The sequence below is a fragment of the Negadavirga shengliensis genome, from assembly GCF_042652345.1.
GTDB lineage: Bacteria > Bacteroidota > Bacteroidia > Cytophagales > Cyclobacteriaceae > Negadavirga > Negadavirga shengliensis.
On the sequence record NZ_JBHSJJ010000014.1, the window covers coordinates 23,918 to 44,915 of the forward strand.

Genomic DNA, 20,998 nt, shown 5'->3' on the forward strand with positions numbered 1-20,998 from the left:
ATTCCCTAAAAAGATATTGGCACTATGCCCCAACACATAACCATACCCAAGGATAACTCCAGCTTTCCATCTTATCTCGATTGGCAGCAATTAAGAACAGCCGGCATCGAACACATCGAAAATTTGGGAAGTGATATATGGACTGATTATAACCTTCATGATCCGGGAATAACCATATTGGAAGTACTTTGCTATGCCCTCACCGATCTTGGATACCGGACTAATTTTGACATTAAAGACATTTTGTCCAGGAGTCCGGAGGACAAAAACCTGGCCCCAAAAACCATCTTTGGTAAACCTCTTGACGACAACTTCTTTACCGCAGCCGACGTGCTTTCGTGCAATCCGGTGACTTTTACGGATTTCAGAAAATTGTTGATAGATATTCCCGGAATAAAAAATGCCTGGTTTGAGCGTGCTTCGGACGGTGAAATCCCCGTTGCATTTCACAAAGACCTGAAATCCTTGGTTTTCGCAGGAACGGATCCCGCGAATGAAAAGCGCATTTATCTTGGAGGGCTTTATGAAATATGCCTGGAATTAGAGCCTGTTTTGGTCCGGGATGCATGCGGCAGCACTTTTTTCACCAATGAAGGTATTCTGGAAACGGTGTATAAAAAACTCAACGCCCATAGAAACCTGTGCGAGGACATAAAAAGGGTTACGGTATTTGGTGAAGAACAGATACGTTTGTGCGCGGAGATCGAATTGCGATCATCCGCAAGTCCAGAAAATGTGCTGTTGGAAATCCACAAGAAGGTTGAAGAACACCTATCCCCCAGCCTGACTTTTTACACCCTCCAGGAAATGTTGCAAAAGGGAAAAAGCATGGAGGAAATCTTTGAAGGAAGGCCGCTATCGATAGACAGCAACGGGTTTATTGATACAGAGGAACTCAAAAAGCTTGATCCCAAAAAAAGGCTCTACGCTTCTGATCTATACAGGATCATTATGGACATAGAGGGTGTCATCGCCATACGGAACCTCTCGCTGGCCAATGCCATCGACAACGTGGTCATGAACAGCGGGGAAAAATGGTGTCTCAATTTAACACCAAAATATCGGCCTCATTTTGATTTGCAGCATTCACAAATCACTTTTTATAAGGGGGTACTTCCTTTTACCACCGATAAAGCCATTGTAAGACAAAGGTACTTGGAGGAAAAGGCGGCCAAAGCAAAAGCCAAGCTTGAGGGCTACCATTTGGACCTTCCTATTCCGGAGGGGAAATACAGGGATATTGAGGACTATACCTCCATCATGGAGGACTTTCCCTTGACCTATGGAGTGGGAAAAGAGGGCTTAAAAGGGCTGATAGATGTAAAAAGAAAAGGGCAGGCCAAGCAACTAAAGGGCTACCTGCTTTTTTATGATCAACTTCTGACCAATTACCTTTCCCAACTCGCGAATGTCAGAGCGCTTTTTTCCATGAGTCCTGATGAGGACCGGCCCGGAAAGACCCACACCTACTTTACCCGGCTTTTATCAGAAGTTCCCGACATTCAGGAATTGGTGGAGAATTTTCACCAATGTGAGGGCAATCAGGAAGACGGCTTGCCTCCTGAGGACTTCCCCTCCTATCTGCAACATATAGCCGAAAGCCTGGAAAACTATCATGAAAGGCGGAACCGGTTTTTGGACCATCTCCTTGCCCGGTTTTCCGAATCCTTTTCAGACTACGTATTGCTTATGTTTGAAATGAATGGAAAACAACATGACGGTGCCAGAATAATAAGAGACAAAACCGACTTTCTAAGCAATTATCCGCAAACCAGCCGCAATAGAGGCAAGGGATTTGATTACTCCAAACCCGTTGGATGTCGTGGAGAAGGGACTTGTGGGGAAAGCAGAGAGGAGACAGAAACCGATGATATAGAAAACATATCCGGCCTCGAAAAAAGGGTTGGCAAGCTTATCGGCATTCAAAAAAGCGGATGGCAAAACCTGGGGAATGGAGTGATAAAAAAATTACCGGGAGGATGGGTATTGACGATCCACAGACAAAACGACCTTATTTTAAAGAGTAAACCGGTTTGGGAAACAGAAGAAGAGGCTTGTGATGCGCTGAAAAGCTGGCAAAAATATATCGGCAATGAGCAGTATTACCGGCGCCTGACCTATGAGGTAAGTGGGGAAAAAGAATATGGCCTTGTGCTTAAAAACAAAGATGGCGAGGACATCGCTGCGGGTGTTCAACGATACCCATCCATTGGCCGATACTGCCAGGCGCGCGACAAATATTTTTCACTGCTGCAAACCGTTCCGGAAGAGAAAATCAAATGGGAATCAGGGGAAAACGGTAATTCATTTGTCATAGAAGATGAAAATGGTTTGGAGATACTCCGGTTTTATGGGGAAGAGGAAAATCTTGAAACTTTCAGAGAAGTCATCAAGGAAAAAAAACATTATTGCCGAAAGGCATATGATGTGGATCATAACCAAGAATATGGGTTTACCCTCGTAAATGAAAACGACGAATGCATTGCTCAAGGCACTAAAAGATACCTCGATTCGGAAGCAAGGGAAGATGACATATATTGGTTGATAGGCCAGATAAATTGGTCCGGTCTTTCGGGTCAAGCCGTTCGGGAAGAGGAGTGTTATACTTTTCAGCTTTTTGACTACCAGGGTGAAAAATTGCTTTTTGAGAGCGTAAAAGGGTTTCATTCGGTGGCGATGGCTATGGATTTTTTTGCCCCGGAAGAGGAAGACAAGGAAGGCTTTATCGATTGGGCAATCCGGGACGATAATTATGAATTCATCGAAAAAGATGGAAAACATTCTTTCCAATTGCTGGACGGGGAAGAAAAAACAGTCAGCAGCCATCCCCATTGGTATGAATCTGAAAAAGAAGCATTGAACATGAAGCAAGCCATCATCTTTTACCTGGATGGCAAGGAACCTGATAAAGGGTTTGAAGGTACTCCCGGCAGCTTCGGCTTTGAAGTCACCGACACCTCGGGAAATATATTGTTCGAAAGCATACACATTTATCCGACAAAGACGGCAGCCAGGTCAGCATCCTTGTTGGTCAAAGTACTGGCCAGACATCGAAGGTACTACAAACCCCTCGAAGACAATGAAAAAGAACTGCCTTATGGTTTTGAGTTGATCGACAGAAATGACAAGCCCATTGCGGCACATCCCCAATGGTTCGCGACCGCATGTGAACGGGACTTGGCAATGGATATGATCATATATTACGCTGAAAACCTCGAGCCGCAGTATCGATTGACAAAAAAGGAAGAAAAGTATTTTATAGATTTAGTGAGTCCGGATGGAAAAGATTTACTTGTTGGCTCGACAGCGTTTGCAGATGAAGCATCAGCAAAAGCCAGCTGGGAGAATTTTCTAACAAGGGCATCAAGAACAGAAAATTATCGCTTTACTGATGCTGCTGATTCCAAATATCCATTTGGCTTTGAGCTACTGGATAACGAGGGCAAGGTAATGGCCCGGTCGGCTATAAGTTACGCTACGCAAGCCGAAAGCAACATGGCCTTACGTGCCATCATCCAACTCGTTCGACACACGGAATGGTTGGTAAACATCTCCGGTGAAACAGGCAGCTACTTGTTTTGGGTAGGTGATAGCCAAGAGAGCAAATTGCTGCAAAGTGTGGGGGACTATCCGGACGAAACTGCTGTAAACGCGGGGCTTAAACAGGTTTTGGAATTGGGCCAGCACCTACATAATTATCAAAAAACCGAAAACTTCGGGTTTGAGCTTGTGGATGCAAATGGCCAGGTGCTGGCAAATCATCCGGACCAGTATGAAAGTGATGCCGAAGTAGATGCTGCCATCTTCATGGTAATCAACTACATAAGAAATGATGCTCCCAGCATTGAAATACCCAATATAGGGGGCGCGTTCCGGGCTGAGATTTATGATGAAAAAGGGAAAGTTGCCTTTACAGGAATCAAAATCCATTCTGATAAAACAAGTGCACTGAGTGAACTGGAGGAGTTGTTTGAATTGGCATCAAGTGCCAAAAATTATCGACTCACAGAAGCCGGACAAAACAGGTGTCAAAATGGGTTCCAATTGGTCAGTAAGGAAGGGGAAATCCTCGCCAACCATCCCTTTTTCTACGCCACACCGCAAGAAAGGGATGAAGTCATGGCCAATATTTTTGGATGGCTTACCTATGGCGAAAAAATCACGAAAGATGTGATAAAAGCGTTCCCGCTTTTTGGATTCCAGCTCAAAGACAACGAAGGGAATCCGGTTTTGTCAGGTGTAGTTGATTTTGAATCAGAGGACGAAGCTTACGAAGCCTTTGCCGAATTTATAACGGTAGCGACAGATCTGGATAACTACAAAACGGATATTGGGGGCGAAAAGCCGGGTTTTATCATCGTAAACCCAAAGGGAGAAGTCCTTGCAAAATCCGAGGGCGAGTCCGAAACAGAAGAGGCAAGGGACGAGGCCATGAAAAGCCTTTGGCTCACCATAAAGCTTAGAAGCACGGATCACAGAATTTTTCAGGATGAAGAGCAGGGGAAATGGCATTTTGTGATTGGAGACGATGAAGGAAAGGACTTTTTATTGGGTGATTTGTATCTGGACAGTGAACCGGAAGCAAGGGAGGCGTTGATCAGCACTTTTGAAAAGGCCTCATCTAAAAGCCATTATAAATCCGTACTGACTGAGGAAGAAAATACATTTTCATTTCACTTAGTGGATGATGAAGAAAACATGCTGGCCCGGTCCGCGGGAGTCGGTTTTGGTTCAGAAGAAGATATGGATCAGGCCATCGAGGATTATATTTTATTTTTAACCGACCAAAAAATTGATCCTTTAATCATTGAAACCAAGAAGAAATATCACATTGAATTAGAAGATTTTTCTGAAAAAGTAATATTACAAGGAAACAAAAAACACTATTCCCTCCAATCCGCTAAGTCTGAATGGGCTAAAATTACAGAAGCCGCTGCCAGTTCCTCCAATTTCGACATCATCTATGACAATCTTAATTGTCTATACAAAGTAGTCCTACATAAAGATGAAGTGGCTTTGGCTGAATCCACGCAGAAAATGACATCCAGAACACAGGCCGAAAAATGGATCAACCTTGTGGCCTTGATCTTGAAAAAACAAAGCCCGCATGGGGATGCCAACGGCACCGATTGTGGATACTATTTCTTTCTCCGTCCGGGTGATGGAACGGAAACAATCGAAGAGGAAATCAAAGACATTGAAATCAGAGGCACAAAGCTTTTCCCTACTTCTTCCGAGGCATTGCGCGGCAGTGAAAAAATCGCCGGGCTGATGAGGGACGATGATCATTTCGTTGCCGAGGCAGTTGATACCGAATGGCAGTTGGTCCTGAAGGATGATCATGGAAGCCCCATTGCGTCGGTAACGCCGCAGTTTGACGATGAAACGGCTGCCGTCAATACCCGCGACAAGTTGAGGGAATTTTTGGAATCAGGGGGAGAACTGGGCTGTGAAAAGGAGGAAATAGTCGGGACTGTTCAGCAAGAAGAGGCTTATGGCTGCGTGGTACAAAAGGGAGACAACGTTTTCTTGGAGGCTCAGGGCATCAAAGACAAGGAATCGGCCAGGGCCACGTGCAACCTCATCCATGAATTGGGCCAGATTGAAGAACGCTATAATCTCATTACCAATGAAGAGGAATGTCTGTATGGTTTTGAGTTAACTGACAAAGAGGGTATTCCCATCGCCACGCATCCGATATACTACTTCACTGCGAGGGAAAGAGATGAAGCTTTGGCCATGACCATGTCTATAGTCAACCGTGAGGGGCTTCATTTGGTAGAGCATATTTTACTGAGGCCCAGGAAAATCGCTTTACAACAAGCTTATCGATTTGAATTGATAGAGAACGAGGATCATACCGTTATTTTGCAGGGCAGCATCAGTTATCCCAATTTAGAGGAGGCCATGCAGGGCTACAACGGTATGTGGGTTGCCTTATGGAAGTATGCTGCGGGAGAAGCGGAATGGGTGGAAAAAATCGATGACCTGGAAGGGCCTTGTCCCTATGCATTTAAGATCTTTGCTCCATTTGAAGATGACGATAAGTTTATTATTGCCGAATCCGTAGGTGGATTTGGTACGGGGGAAAAGAGGGACAGCCAACTTGATGCTTTGGTTCAGATTATAAGTGAATTGGAGAATGAGCCGGAAGGTTCACCTGATTTACCAGAGCATTTGGATGTAAAGTTTTCGCCGCTACGGTCAGACGACGATCTTAAAGGATGTCAATTGATGAAACCTGTTTTGGAACACCAAAAACCGGGAGAAACTGTCCCTCCTTACTATTATGATCCTTATTCCTTTCGGGCTACCGTCGTTCTTCCTTACTGGCCTGTCAGGTTTCAGCAACCGGAATTCAGGTCGTTTATAGAAGCCACGCTGAGGCAGGAAGCTCCCGCACATGTATTTTTAAGGATATGCTGGGTAGACACCAAACATATGAAAGAGTTTGAGGACGCCTACTGTCATTGGGTATCTACTCTCCAAATCGGACCGGATGCCTGCGATGCTTCCGAAGCAAAAAACAAACTCATCAAAACGCTTTGCAAGCTTCGCAGCGTGTATCCGGTAGCAAGCCTGCATGATTGTAAAGAGCCTGCGGAGGATCGCAATCGTATCGTTCTCAACTATTCCATCATCGGATCTGCAAACTCAAGTAGCCATGGAAAACCACAATAACAATTTAGAAATTATCCAATCCTATCCCCTGTTCAAAGCCAACCAAGTCCTTAGGGAAAGTCAGTTAAATGATATTGTAAGGTATTTGGAACAACAGGATCGCCTTTCCAGAATTTGTCTTATGGGAACGGGAATCGTGTGTGGTTTGGAAGCCTATTGGAATAAAATTGAAGGTCATTTGTATGTATCAGGAGGCACAGGGGTCACCTCCGAAGGGTACTTGATCAAGGCCAAAAGCCAAAAATTGACCGGTTATCAAAAAATTGATTTTCCATTTGATTGGTTCGGACTTGAGGAAGAGGAAATAAGATTCGAATCCATACCCCGGATTATGGACCTGGGCCAAGCTTCTGAGGAAGACGAAAACATTTTGGATTTGAAAGAGGAAGACCTTTCCGATAAAGTTTTGGTTTTGGTTCTCGACAGCCGTCAGGATGAAGATGAAGGACTTTGTGGAAATGATTGCGATGAAAAAGGTGTGTCCAGAACTTTCATAACGCACTATGTACTCGTGGAAAAAAACGTGGCCGACATCATCCTTCAAGCCACGTATGATCCTCAGGATAACAAGTTGGGGAATATTTTTGAAAACCTGAACGAGCTGTTTTACCATAAGTTTTCTGCAATCCATCCGCCGGTCGAGAGGTTTGGCTTTAACAACGGGGCGCAAAAGACGATTAAACTCAATGATATTTCCACTTATGAGGAATTCATTCGTCGGTATATACTCATCCTGGAATCCCTGAGTGCCAGGTTGGATTCGGTTTTCCTGGACGTAAACAAAATTTTCTCGCCGGTCTTTACCCCAAAATTGGTTACCGATGAAAAACCGATAGAGGAAGGCCACCTCAGCAGTAAAATCAGCGAAGCCTTAAAAAACCAACTCCATCAAATCAACATACAATATTTACACGATTACCTGTGTGATCTGGTACATGCCTATGAGGAGCTGATGGACGCCGTTTACGACCTGGTAGCAGACTGTCCGCCAAATACGCACAGATTTCCCAAGTATTTGTGGGTAAAGGGGTTTTTGGGTGATGATAAGGACAAGGCGCAATTCAGTATCTACAGGACGCCATATACCCAGCCTCCGGTTTACAATGGAAACCACAGCCGCCTGGCAGAAGCCAAATCGCTTTATGAAAGATTGGTATTAATGGTAAAAGGGGATGTTTTCCAGATTCATGAGCCCTCAGAGAAAATTGGTATAAAAATCACCCCCGGTAGGAGCGACATGTCCGTACTTAGTCAGAGAGCCGTTCCCTTTTATTATAAAAACCTGAAGGAGTTGATGGATATTTGGTCTCCACGGTTAAAACGGCTGGGACGGGCTGGGAAAGTCTACAGTTATTACAGGTCAGCAAGTGCACCTTATGACGAGCCTCTGATGTACAGAATGGAGGGCTGTGACTTTTTGCGTATAGAAGGGCATATAGGGAAACAATTCCATGATGTGGTCAGAGACCTCACCGATTTACGGCAACACTATAACCTTCCTTTTGAAATGGTGGCCTTGAAAATCGGGGAGGAGTTCGATGATGAGCTTTTCCAGTTTGTTTGCGCTGACCTGGCTTGCGAAAAGCGCAAATATCAGGAACAATATGAGAGACTGAGGGAGATTGTGCTAAGGAATGTCCCGGATGCGCTTCAGGATGTGCTTCCAGGCAACCTGGATGATTTTGAATCCGATATTTTTATAGAAAGGTATGAGGGCCATTTCCAAGGAAATATCCCCGGGCATCTTCCCCAACCGGAGTCTTTCAGACAAATCGATGCCTGTTACAGGGACTTGAAAGAGCGGTGGGAAAGAGCCAAAAAAAAGCACCTTTTTCATCATTTTGCCCTTGAACATCCCGGCATGAAGCATCGCGGGGGAGTGCCTTTAGGAGGCACATTTATTCTAGCCTATGTCGACACCAACATCTTAAATCCAGAACGAAATACCAGAATCAATGATATTGAGGCTATTTTTGGTCCAATAGGCAGGGCTGCCAGGGAAGCCATTTTGCAGGATCTCATTCAGTCAAGAACCATCGTAGCCGATTTTTATCTACCTTATTCCTGTGTTTCGTGCTGTCCTCCCCACAGCATCATAGCTGAGCGGCCCCGGCCTGTTCTGTTGGTATCCCCCTCAGTCTTTTGTGAAGGGGACACCAACCCTACGGAGCTGGAGATAACCGTCCATCCAGAAGGTGGCGTGATCACCGGCGCCGGTTATAAATTTGAGGGGGGAAAGCACCTTTTCACACCTTCCGAAACCGGCATAAGCGAAGGTACTGTGGAATTGAAATACTACATCGACGGTGGTGAAGCTACTTATCTTTTGACCATAGTCAAACGTCCTGAAGCGGATTTTGTGCTTCCTGAACGTGCCTGCCAAAACGATCAGCCTTTTAGCCTCAACCCCCAACCGGAGGGGGGAACCTTTGATTATAAGGTGGAGGACTTGGACTTTGAAAATGCGATAGAAAACGGCCAATTCTTCCCCGGTCGTATTGAGGCAGAGGATGTTGTGGTAGTGACCGTCATTTACTCCGCAAGTGTGGGACCCTGTACGGACACCCGGGAAAAGACAATTGAAATACATCCTACGCCCCAAGTGGATTTTGAGGTTACATTTATAGGGCTCTTAGAAAGCCCTAACAGAGACTTTGAAAACGCGATACGGTTTGTCAACATCCAACCGGAAGACGCACAAAAATACATTTGGAACTCCAATTCAAATATATTGACCAGGATTCTAAACGAAGGTCATAGCGAAAAAATACCAGGAGAACCCATTGTTTTCGACCAGGATTTTGAAGGTGAACTTTGGATAGAGTTATCGGCAGCCGGAGAGATTTGCCAAAGTGACCCCTTGAGAAAGCATGTACTCCCCGTTATTAATACACTTACGCTCTTTGTTTCCTCTGAAATCATTGTCAGGGATGACCGGAACTTAATTGGCTTTCCGCTTCAGGACGGGGCAGTCATCAATCGGACACGTATGGAAGGGCAGCCCTTCTTTATCCGCGCAACCACCCTCCCCCAACAAATTGACAGGGTGGTTTTTGAGTTGGAATTTGAAGGTGATTCTTTGGCCAAGACCAGTTCGGGAATGAATGATGCCGGAAATGGTTATGATCTGTCCAATGATACCGGTTTTGAATCAGCCCGCGGTCGGTATAGGTTAAAGGCAACCCCCATTCTGAAAACAGAAGAGGAACAAAGCGAATTGGAGGGCTTTGCCGTTGAAATCAATTTTACCATTGAGGAAAATGACAGTGATGACGGAGGCATCATCATTTCTTCAGGAAGGGAACTGTCCGGGGAAGCCATCACTTTTCTCCGCAGAAGAGACAATTCATATAGGAATGAAATCACAGAACTGGGTACTGACAGCGCTTTGGCCAGAACGACATCCTTTCAAAAAACAGAGGCATTTTTACATGTTCAAAGCGAGTCAGAGGATTTTGAGAAGCAATACTTTGATTTAGTGGATACCTTGGAAAGGGCGGCAAAAAGAGCAGAAAGCGGAAGTACCAGGCAGGACGGATTATTTAAACTTATGGAAATAGCTACCAAGTACTTCATGGACAGACAAGTGGTCAAATCGCCAGATGAAATCCCTGAGGAAACCCTGCAAGAAATGGCGAGCAGGATGGAAAGCATGGAAGAGATCGGGTTTGATCGTGAAACGTTAAAAAACAACTGGGAAGGTGAGGCTCTGAAAAATGAACTGAACGCCTCTTCTGTAGAAGCATTCGACAAGGTGTTGAAACCAAGATAAGCCAAATAGCCTTGTGGCCAATTCAAACTGCCATATTATCCTCAGGCAAATCCTGGACTTTACTTTACCCAAAACAGTAGATGCTTTTCAGCTTCAAAAAGAAATCGGGGAGCTTTCCCAAAAAAAACTTCAACCGGCCTTAGAAAAACTTTTTGATAAATATGCCGGCGCTGACGAAGTGATCCAGATAGACCGCCTGGACATTGACATCGGGGCACAGCGTTGGCTCCCGTCCGGAGATGCTTTTGTGGAGGTCATCGTAAAAGCAGTAGAAGAACAATTAAACGCCACCATCAGGGGTGATAAAGGGGAAATTAAGCGAAAATCCAGCCAACAGACCCTTTTCGAAGAATGGACCTATTTTCTTGAATACGGATATTTGCCCCACAACGCCGCAAAAAACACACCAGCGTATTTTCAATCAGTCATACCGGAAATACTTGAAAAAGATGCATCCTATAAGGTGCATTTGATCAATTCCTTTAAAGTTCAGCCGCGGAAAGTTGACAGATTGGTCAAACAGTATCCAGAATCTTTCCTGGTAAAGCTTTTTGAGGGTTTGACCAAGAATTCCAACAGTCATATAACCGGATTCAAACGGGAAATGCAAAGGCTGATCAAAGTCGCCATTTCTTCAAATAAAGGCGGTATCTCACCATTCTCCCCTATATCCCAGAAAATATTTTGGAGATGGGTGTTTGGAAACCTAAAAACAGACGTAAATATAAGATTTGATGAAGGCGCCGTGATCACGGCTTATATAGAGAATTGGATCAGCATTCAAAAATCAAGTTTTAAGGGAGGGGAAAGTTCCCTGAGGCAGACCTTGTCGGATATTCTTCAAGAAAGCCCAGGCAGCTTTCCCCTTTTAAGTAAACTGAGAGACAACATCGCGGCTAAAGTGGCACCCGATAACAAAAGACTGCTTCATAAAGAAATTGGAAACAGCCGTTCGCATGAGGACTTGCCTGTCTCGAAAGAAAAACCAGGCCCGCAGAAGGATAAGGAATTCCCCCCTCCTGCAGAAGATGAAGCCAAAGACCAAAACAAAAAAGGGAAAGCAGACACCTCAGAGGGATCAAGACGTAAAGAAAGTGAAATTACCGCCAAACCTCCAGATAAAGGAGATCCATCACAGAAGAAACGCGGCAAAAAGGAAATCCCTGAAGATAGTGCCCAAACATCTTTAGCAAAACCGGAAAATGAAAGAATTGGCGATCATCAGGGGACGCCGGCAACCGAAGACAGGGAATTTCTGCCTATTGATACGGGTATGGAACATCCGGAGGGCAGTTTTTGGTATATCAGCCATGCGGGGATCGTCCTGCTGCACACATTTTTGCCGGTATATTTCAACAAATGCGGACTTATTGACAACAGGGAATTCATCGACAATACCGCCCGCGAACGTGCCGTCCAGCTATTGCTTTACCTCGCCACTGGTGAAACCGAAACGCCTGAAAATGATTTATTATTACCCAAATTTCTATGTGGCGTTCCTTTCGAACAGCCTATTAATGGAGAGATAATCTTGAGCGAACTTGAAAAAGCCGAAAGTATCCATCTCCTGAAGGCAGTGATCGCCCATTGGGGTAAACTGAAAAAAACCTCGCCGGATGGGCTTCGGGAAGGCTTTTTACAAAGAGACGGCAAGTTGGAAAAACGCCCGCAGGGGTGGTATTTGAGTGTGGAACAGAAAAACATTGATATCCTGCTCGATTTTCTTCCCTGGAACCTGCGCATCATCAAACTTTCCTGGATGGGGGAAATACTCCGGGTTGAGTGGGGATAGCTGTTGGAAAAAAACCATATTAACTGAAATTGACAGTATAAATGACCAGTCTTGAAACCAAGACAGCTTCATCCTGGCCTCATCAGGTAGAAAAGAAAAACAAACCCTTTTTCAAAAAAGAAGGACAAGACTCGTTTTTTTCCGAAGATCATGATACACCTTCCGGTTATGTTTACGATGCTGTGCCAGCATCAACCCCTTAAAAAAACCAATTCAACTGTTACAGCCGAATAGAATCAAAGAGAGCATGGAATAGCGTGTTATCTTCTGAAACCAAATCGACCAGTACTTCTCCATCCCTTCAAGCAAAGGGAGAGGAGAAAAACACTTCTTTTTTCGAAAGGGAAAGTGCAAATATTACATCGGTCAACGGCAAAGGACCTCATTTTTTTGATAACAACCCGAAGGTCAACAACCAGCAACCGCCTTTTTTCAAAGGGCCTGTTATCCAAGCCAAATTAACCATCGGTCAACCCGGGGACAAGTACGAAAAAGAGGCGGACGCGATGGCCGATCAGGTAGTACAGCAACCCGCAGCCACCAACGCTTCTTCTCTCCTTCTTTCCTCTGACAGAAGCATCCAGCAAAAGCCTATTTTTGAAAGTGCCGCCGGACCTCATGAAGATGAAACGCTCCAGCGCAAATGTGAGGCTTGCGAACAGGAAGAGATGGTCCAAAAAATGGAAAATGAGGAAGAAGAAACACCGGTGCAAGCCAAGCGTGAAAGCCATTCCCTCCCGGTCAACCTGGAATCCACGCTAAATTCTACAAAGGGAAGCGGAAGCCCCTTGCCCAATGACACCCGTACACAGATGGAGGGCGCTTTCGGTGTGGATTTCTCCAGCGTGCGCGTCCACACCAACAGCACAGCCGTGCAGATGAACAAAGAACTCGGCGCCCAGGCGTTTACCCATGGTAGCGATATTTATTTCAATTCCGGAAAATACGACACAAAAACCAGTCAAGGACAAAAACTTCTGGGGCATGAGTTGACACATACGGTACAACAAGGCAAATCCCCTGAAAAGATCCAAAAAGAAGACGGCGAATCCAACCTCGACAGGTTAAATGAAATGCTTAACCGCTGGAACGTCCCGGAAGAGGATGTAATCCAACTGTGCGGTCAGCTGAGTCCGTCTGAAAAAAGAGAAGTGATTTCCGGTGGCTATAGAAACAGGATGGCTGCGGCTTTAAATATCCGCGAAATGGTACGCGCCGTCAACCACCTTGGACCGCCTCTAAAGACAAAACTGGAGTGGGTCGATCAAGCTGCACTTTTTACCATCATGATAAGTTATGAGGATATTTCCGGCATGGTCAATCAGGCATCCCTGGAAGAGCGGAAAGAGCTGAAAACAGAAGCGTGGAAAAATTTCTTCGTAGCCGTTTGCAACAACCAAACCATGGTAACCGCGCTGGATGATCTTCAGTATGACCTGGTCACCAAGCTCACCTGGCTGCAAGCCGAAGTATTCGACGCCAGGATGGAATTGAATTATTCCACGATAAAGCCATGGATCGTACACGCCAATACCACCCAAGAAGAAAGGGAATCCCTGAAAACGGAGGCGTGGCAAAACTTCTTCGTGGAAGTCTGTACCAACCAAACCATGGTGGAGGCGCTGGATGACCTGCAATACGATTTGGTCACCAAACTCACTTGGCTGCAAGCTGAGGTATTTTCTGTCAGGGTGGAAATCGCCTATGCCACCATAAAGCCCTGGATCATACATCCCAACACCACCCAGGAAGAAAGGGACTCCTTAAAAACCGAGGAATGGAAAAACTTCTTCGTGGCCGTGTGCACCAATCAGACCATGATTGAAGCATTGGACGACCTGCAATATGACCTGATTACCAAGCTCACCTGGTTAGAAGCTGAATTATTTATCACCGGTTGGGAGCTGGACTATCCCACCATACAACCCTGGATCATCCATCCCAATACTACCCAAGCGGAAAAAGATGCGTTAAATACGGAAGAATGGAAGGCGTTCTTCTTCAACATATGTGATAATGCAACCATCATCACGGCTGTACAAAACCTTGGATTCGACCTGAAAACGAGGATTGAATGGGTCCGAACCAAAGCTGGACTTGAAGAGGTAAAACAGGTCATCGAAAACGCCACCCCTGCAGAACGTGATACGGTATGGCAGGATGCTACCTACCTGAGCCAACTCAGAACAGAAGTTGGGGACGACTATTACCTTTGGGTAATCGTAACGCTCCGAATGAAATTCGTGGGGACAGTCGACCACTCCGAGGCGGTAGATGCTGACCGCGCCATTCGGACGCATTTGGCAGCATATGTCGCCGGTGCCGTGGCTGATTCCCGTCAGATTGAAGGTATTGTTGCCGTCGTGGATGATACGAATTGGAACATAGCCGGGGTACACCGTTACGGGGCCGCGGTTTGGGCAACAAAAAACATCAACGGTTTTGTTGATTTAGAAGGCAGGGTGTGGATCCATCAAGATAAAGGCAACCCGGGTACAATGGTGCATGAAGCCATGCATAAATATTCAACAGATGTGTTGATCCACATCAGCCAACCATTAAATGAGGGGGTAACCGAATATTTTACGCGAATTGTCTGCAATGCAGATGGTATCGATATATCCGGAAGAACCAACTACAATTCCAATAGAAATACAGCTGAAAAACTGATCAATATGTCGGGAATTGGCGAGGCCCTGGTAGCACGCGCCTATTTTGACGGCGAAACGGATGCGCTTAAAACAGCGTTTATACTGTCCAAAATCATATCCCCCACAACCCCGGTAAGTGGATTGGAAAGGCTATCGCGGGCCACTTCTGATTGGGACCAGTTCATTCAAGCGACCAAAGACAAAGATTGGGCAACGGCAGATGGATTTTTATAAATATATTTGGCTCAGTATGCTTTTGGTATTGCTATGCCAGTGTAACCCTTCACAAAAAAGAAACAACATGGAAAACCAACAAAATGACAAGAATTTTGGGGACCACGAATTGCGATGGGAAAAGGACAGGCTCAACCGGTTGATGGAAGGTTTCAGAAAACCGCTTGAAAGGGTCGAGGTATACCCATCCCCACAAGAGATCAATGCGTTTTATGGAGAAGGGTTTAAAGTGCGGAAAGAACCGGTCACCTGTATGGTATACATTTTTGAAAACCAGCGGCAGCACAAAGAAGCCCGCGAACAAATTAAAAAATACCAGGACGCCAATTTAAAAGAAGTGATGACGTCTTCAAATGGTCGTTTGTTTTTTTGGGGCTACATCACCGAAAACGATACCAACGCAATTTATACCCTTAATGACTTGGCGGGCACCTTTGCCGGTGAAGAGTAAATACAACAAGTGACCCTGTTTAGAATTCTCCCTCCCAGGAATAAAAAAAGGGCATGCATTGAAGACCCTTGGCGGGAAGTGTCACGCCATTCGTTCAGCAAAAAAAGAAGGTGGCAGTTTGTTTCTGCCACAGGATTAGAATATGTATTAAATACAATATACAACCTCCTCTTGATTAGCAAGATCATACTACTTATAGAACCATGCTTACAGACTTACAAAAACGTACTGCCAATGCCATTGTCAACGTCTTCGAGACGGGTGTACCCAAAGGTGACTACGGCAAAGTGACACTGTCGCCCGGCGATACCGGACACCGCATTTGAAAAGGATACGAAGACATTTGCAATGCCGTTTCCCTCTATAAATGTTATGTTAACCGCGATACCTCAGCTTTCCCAGACGACCGGGATTCCCTGCGCTAATATATAGCAAAATAGAACCCATAAAGTAAGCGTTCGATGGCATGATGTCCACTGAAACCAAATCGACTACCGCTTCCCACTCTCTTCCATCTAAGGCTGGAGGCGCAAACGGACCTTTTTTTGATAAGGAAGGGGGAAATCATGTACCGGTCAACAACGGCAAAGAATCCCATTTTTTTGATAACATTTCTCTTGTCTCCAACAAACTCCAGCCTTTTTTTAACAGGCCTTTTGTCCAAACCAAATTGACCATCGGACGTCCTGGCGATAAATACGAGCGGGAAGCGGATGCGATGGCGGACAAGGCCGTACAGCGGTTGGCTGAAAACGACAGCCCCTCTCCCGTTTCCACCGTGGACAAAACCATCCAGCAAAAGTCCACTTCCGAAAACAACATCACCTCTGACGCTAAACCTGTCACCCACACCACCCACCAAAACCAGTTTCAGGAAAAATGTGCGGAATGCGAAGCCGAAGAGCAGGAACAAAAAGGTCCTGAGGAAGAACCGCTTCAGATGAAGCCCATTTTCGAAAGCGATACGCCTCCTCCGGACGAAGAGGCCGTACAGCGTCATCCCCTTTCCGATCCAGAAATAACCACTTCCATAGAGCCAAAACCACCGACTACTGCCCAATTTTTACCATTTAATGGCATTCAAGCTAAATGTGCGGCCTGCGCTGAAGAAGAATCTGTACAGATGGTAGAAGAGGATTCCTTGCAGAGGATGGCATCGGAACCTGAAGAGACGGAAGAGGTTCAGATGCAAGAGGAAGACGAGGAGGAGATTCGTGCGCAAGTCGAGGAAGACGAAAAAGTACAAACACAGCTTGAGGAAGAAAAGGCCGGTCAATTTGCAGAGGAAAAAGATGACAGCCTACAGATGACCGAATCTGAACCCGAGGAGACAGAGGAGGTTCAAATGCAAGCGGAGGAAGAGGAAGATGTACAAATGCAGGTTGAAGAAGAACCTGTGCAAATGGTAGAGGAGGAAGATGACGCCTTGCAGATGATGGCATCGGAACCTGAAGATACAGAGGAAGCCCAGATGCAAGAGGAAGAAGAAGAGGTTCAAATGCAGGAAGAAGATAAAGAAGAAACCGCCTTACAAACAAAAAGGGAGAATGTTCAAAACGAGTCGGATAATGACCTGGAATCCCGCTTACAAAGCACCAAGGGCAGCGGCAGTCCCATGGACAGCAAAACCCGCACAGAAATGGAGTCCGGGTTTGGGGCGGACTTTGGTGGCGTACGCGTTCATACAGATTCCAATGCTGAAAGCCTAAGCAAAGATCTGGGCGCCCAGGCTTTTACCCACGGTAATGACATCTATTTTAATTCCCAAAAATACAACCCCGGTTCCGCCAGGGGCAAACATTTGCTGGCCCATGAGTTAACGCATACCATTCAACAGGGGGCATCAGTTCATCAAAAACCTGATGTACAGGCTCAGGAAGACGATGTTGATTTGGAAAAAGAACTGGCCGCCAGCGAAAAGGACGCCAAAGACGCCATTGATCCAATTCCTGCGGAAAAAAGCCGGGAACAAGCAGAGAAAGAAAAAACAGAGGCAGAGCTGGCGGCAGAGCAGCAAGTCGGTGAACCTGAAATACCTGAAGAGACCGCCATTGAGGAATCCCCTCAAGTCCTTGAGCCTAAGAAAAAGAAACCGGATAAAGTAAAACCGTCCATTGCAGAAGAAGAACCCAAAGGGGAAGTGGGACAGGATTTGGACAACGCCAGCGCCGGAGTATGCAACCAAGCAGCTGCCAAAGCACAAGAACTGGCGGATAATGAGCAGACACATCACGAAGCCGGAGACAAACTGGAACAGGTAGAAGGAGCCGTAGAACCTCCGGAAAAAGAAGGAGAAGCCACGAGCAACGCCTCACAAGTTGAAGCTGTTGAAGAATCGGAAGACCCGGAAACCGACGGGGGCGCCATGAATACCACGCTTTCCCAATCTGTCGAAGAAGCCGCTCCCTCTTCTATCAAAGAAATGAATAATTTCAAATCGGAGGGAAAAGCAAAGGTCATTGGCAATAAAGTTCTGGCTGAAAGCTCGAAACAAGTAGGCGAAGTCAAAGGCACCTACAGCGAAATAGAAAATTCCCCTCCCCCTCCTGCCCCGGACCCCACGACGCCGCTTCCGGAACAGGAGTTGGCTCCCGAGACTCCGGAACTCAACCTTGGCGAAGATGCCGTTCCGGGTCTACAGGAGGAACACACCGATTTCAGCGAGTTTGACAGGCAATCAGACGAATTGCTCGAAAAAGAGGGCATTTCAGAGGAGCAGTTGGAGATGGTGGACAGTGGTGATCTGGCAGAGGCGAAGGAGGGCCGTAAGGAATTGAAGGAAAAAGTAGAAACCCAACCAGATGAAATAGAAGCATTTGCGGAAGAAAAGCAGAAAAAGGTAGCGGAAGACATGGTCAAAGAGGAGGCGGAGGCCAAATCTGATATGAAGGAAAAGCGGGATGAGGACCTGGGAGAAACGCAGGAAAAACAAGAGGAGGCCAAATCCGAAATGGAACTCAAACGGGAGGAGGTCACCCAAAAAATAAATGACATTTATGAACGGGCAAAAACAAACGTTACAACCAAACTTGAACTACTGGAGGAGAGCTCCCTGAAGCGTTTTGACCAGGGACAAGCAGAAGCGACGACCTTGTTTGAGCAGGAAGTCAACAGCGATATTAATGCCTGGAAACGGGAGCGCTACTCCGGTATTTTTGGGGGTGTCCGCTGGGTACGTGATCTGATTCTCGGTATTGACGATTTTCCCGAAGTCCAAAGCGCATTTGACCGGGCCAGGACCCGCTTTATCGAACGCATCGATGTCCTTATCCAAACCATCAATGAAGAAAACGAGCGAACCATCCAGGAATGCAAAGATGAGCTCGCCCAAGCCAAGGAGGAAATCCGGGAGTACGTCGAAAATCTGGGGCCTGAACTGCGTGATGTCGGAGAAAAAGCCAAAAATGAAATGGAAGAGAAGCTGGCCGAAATGGACAGCTTTATAGAAAAGAAAAAAGAAGAACTCCAGCAAAAGCTCTGCGATAAAAAGGAAGCAGCCATCCAGGCCATCGACAAGAAAATCGAAGAAATGAAGGAGGCCATGTCCGGCGCCTTGAGCAAGCTGGGCAACCTGCTCCTCAATGCTTTGATCAAGTTTATGGAATGGGCGCTCAATAAAGTAGGAGGTGCCGGCGAGCAGGTGATGGGCATTGTCAACAAAGGCAAGGAAGTCATCAAGAGAATTGCCAAAGACCCCATCGAATTCTTTAAAAACGTGGGCAGGGCTGTCGGTGGCGGCATCAAGCTTTTTGTCAGCAATATCCAACAGCATCTGATCAAAGGTTTGCTGGGTTGGCTTACCGGGGCCATGGGAGATGCAGGGTTGGTATTGCCGGATAAATTTGATCTGAAAGGCATCCTCTCCGTTGTCCTTCAGGTGGCTAACCTTACCTGGACGGGCATACGCACCAAGTTGGTAAAACGGGTAGGCGAAAAGGTGGTTTCCACTGCGGAAAAAGGCGTGGATATATTCAAACGCGTCATTGCTGAAGGACCAATTGCCCTCTGGAATATCGTCAAGGAAAAAGCCGTGGCCTTGAAAGCGCAGGTGCTGGAAGGTATCCGGAATTGGGCAATCATTGAGATCGTGAAAAAGGCCACCTTCAAGCTCGTCACTATGCTCAATCCGGCTGGTGCCATTCTACAAGCCATCAAAGCCCTCTATGATGTGGTGATGTTCTTCATCGACAGTTGGGACAGGATTGTTGAATTTGTGAAATCCGTATTCAATTCCATTGGTGAAATAGCCATGGGCCAGGTTGGAAAAGCCGCCACATTTATAGAGAAAGCCATGGCCCAAACCATTCCGATCATTCTCAACTTCCTCGCTCGCTTCCTTGGTCTGAGTGGTATCGGAAAAGCCATCCGCAACATCATCGCCAAAATCCGCAAGCCCATAGACAGGCTGTTGGATAAAATTGTTGACTTTTTGGCGAAGCAGGTGAAAAAACTCTTCAAAAAAGGTAAAGCGGTTGCAAAAGAGGCGATTGCAAAAGTGATCAAATTCTTCGGCGTGAAGAAAAAGTTCACAACTGAAAGCGGAGAATCACATGCTGTATATTATTCTGAAAAAGGAGGCAAGGCAGTCCTGATGGTTTCAAGTAGTCCCAAGACAATTCTCGAGTTTCTTAGTTTCTATCAACAAGAGTATAAAATAAAAGCGGATTCAACAAAAGGAAAACAGATGGCTAAAATTAAAAAGTATATCAAATCGGATATAGACCCATTGATAACGGTATTGGAGCAAGCGAAAAAGGCAAAAAATGTGGATAAGCAAAATAAGACTCAGGAAAAACTCCTGAACAAAAATGTATCGCTATCAGAAATGCTTAAAACACTTTTAAGCGGAGATAAGGAGGTTGGAACGATAATCGACAGCTACAAACTGGAAGGCCTAACGGGGACATATGCAAGTATGCCTAAACCTTCAAAGGATATTTTGACTGCTGACCATCAACCACAGGCCTCTATCCTACAATGGGCAGCTGGTAAAAGCTTTTTTGGGAAAAATAGCAATATGGCCAAAAGAGCGGCTGGCAGAGCTGCATTGGGATATGCCATCAATCTTTATGAAACAAGACATTCCGAAGGCAGAACTTTTAAAAACAAAGGAAAAGTTACCAAAGCTGCTTTCATCTCCTTTGTCATGACTGAAATTGGCGAAAAGAAACCAAAAACAAATCAGGAAAAAAGAAGCATCGTTGTGGAAAGGATAAAAAGGGAATTGAGCGAGGATGTACAGACAATGAAAGCAATCGCCAGAAGACCTAATAAAAATAGTGTCTGGGGAGATATCCACGCATTACCCATTACAGAAAAAGAAAAGAATGAACTGATCAAAACCATAAGAGAAAACATCACTAAGGGAGAAGATCAAATTGCAAACCAGGATATCGATAGTTTAAAAAATTAAACTG

The 20,998-nt window shown here is 45.7% G+C and carries 6 protein-coding genes; all 6 read left to right on the plus strand.

What is annotated here, in order from left to right:
* The first annotated feature begins 24 nt into the window (after positions 1 to 24).
* The 6 genes from ACFPFU_RS19635 to ACFPFU_RS19660 all read left to right on the plus strand — a co-directional run bounded on the left by ACFPFU_RS19635 (position 25) and on the right by ACFPFU_RS19660 (position 20,994).
* Positions 25 to 6,681 carry a hypothetical protein gene (locus tag ACFPFU_RS19635; RefSeq protein ID WP_377067280.1) on the plus strand — a complete coding sequence of 2,219 codons (6,657 nt, stop codon included), beginning with the start codon at positions 25 to 27 and terminating at the stop codon, positions 6,679 to 6,681.
* Positions 6,665 to 10,453 (plus strand): hypothetical protein, encoded by a 3,789-nt coding sequence (locus ACFPFU_RS19640; RefSeq protein ID WP_377067282.1) that lies wholly within the window; start codon positions 6,665 to 6,667, stop codon positions 10,451 to 10,453. The genes ACFPFU_RS19635 and ACFPFU_RS19640 overlap by 17 nt, the downstream gene beginning before the upstream one ends.
* A gap of 13 nt (positions 10,454 to 10,466) precedes the next feature.
* Positions 10,467 to 12,245: a contractile injection system tape measure protein gene (locus ACFPFU_RS19645; RefSeq protein ID WP_377067284.1), complete on the plus strand. Its 1,779-nt coding sequence runs from the start codon at positions 10,467 to 10,469 to the stop codon at positions 12,243 to 12,245.
* 257 nt (positions 12,246 to 12,502) lie between these two features.
* Positions 12,503 to 15,130, plus strand: coding sequence for an eCIS core domain-containing protein (locus tag ACFPFU_RS19650; RefSeq protein ID WP_377067286.1), 2,628 nt, complete (start codon positions 12,503 to 12,505; stop codon positions 15,128 to 15,130).
* 67 nt (positions 15,131 to 15,197) lie between these two features.
* Positions 15,198 to 15,581: a hypothetical protein gene (locus tag ACFPFU_RS19655; RefSeq protein WP_377067288.1), complete on the plus strand. Its 384-nt coding sequence runs from the start codon at positions 15,198 to 15,200 to the stop codon at positions 15,579 to 15,581.
* A 466-nt stretch (positions 15,582 to 16,047) separates the two neighbouring features.
* Positions 16,048 to 20,994 (plus strand): eCIS core domain-containing protein, encoded by a 4,947-nt coding sequence (locus ACFPFU_RS19660; RefSeq protein WP_377067290.1) that lies wholly within the window; start codon positions 16,048 to 16,050, stop codon positions 20,992 to 20,994.
* The last annotated feature ends 4 nt before the right edge of the window (positions 20,995 to 20,998 follow it).

Excerpts from the sequence above, each read along its gene's own strand:
- ACFPFU_RS19655 (WP_377067288.1), top strand. The coding sequence starts at position 15,198 with ATGGAAAACCAACAAAATGACAAGAATTTTGGGGACCACGAATTGCGA.
- ACFPFU_RS19640 (WP_377067282.1), top strand. The coding sequence starts at position 6,665 with ATGGAAAACCACAATAACAATTTAGAAATTATCCAATCCTATCCCCTG.
- ACFPFU_RS19635 (WP_377067280.1), top strand. The coding sequence starts at position 25 with ATGCCCCAACACATAACCATACCCAAGGATAACTCCAGCTTTCCATCT.
- ACFPFU_RS19660 (WP_377067290.1), top strand. The coding sequence starts at position 16,048 with ATGATGTCCACTGAAACCAAATCGACTACCGCTTCCCACTCTCTTCCA.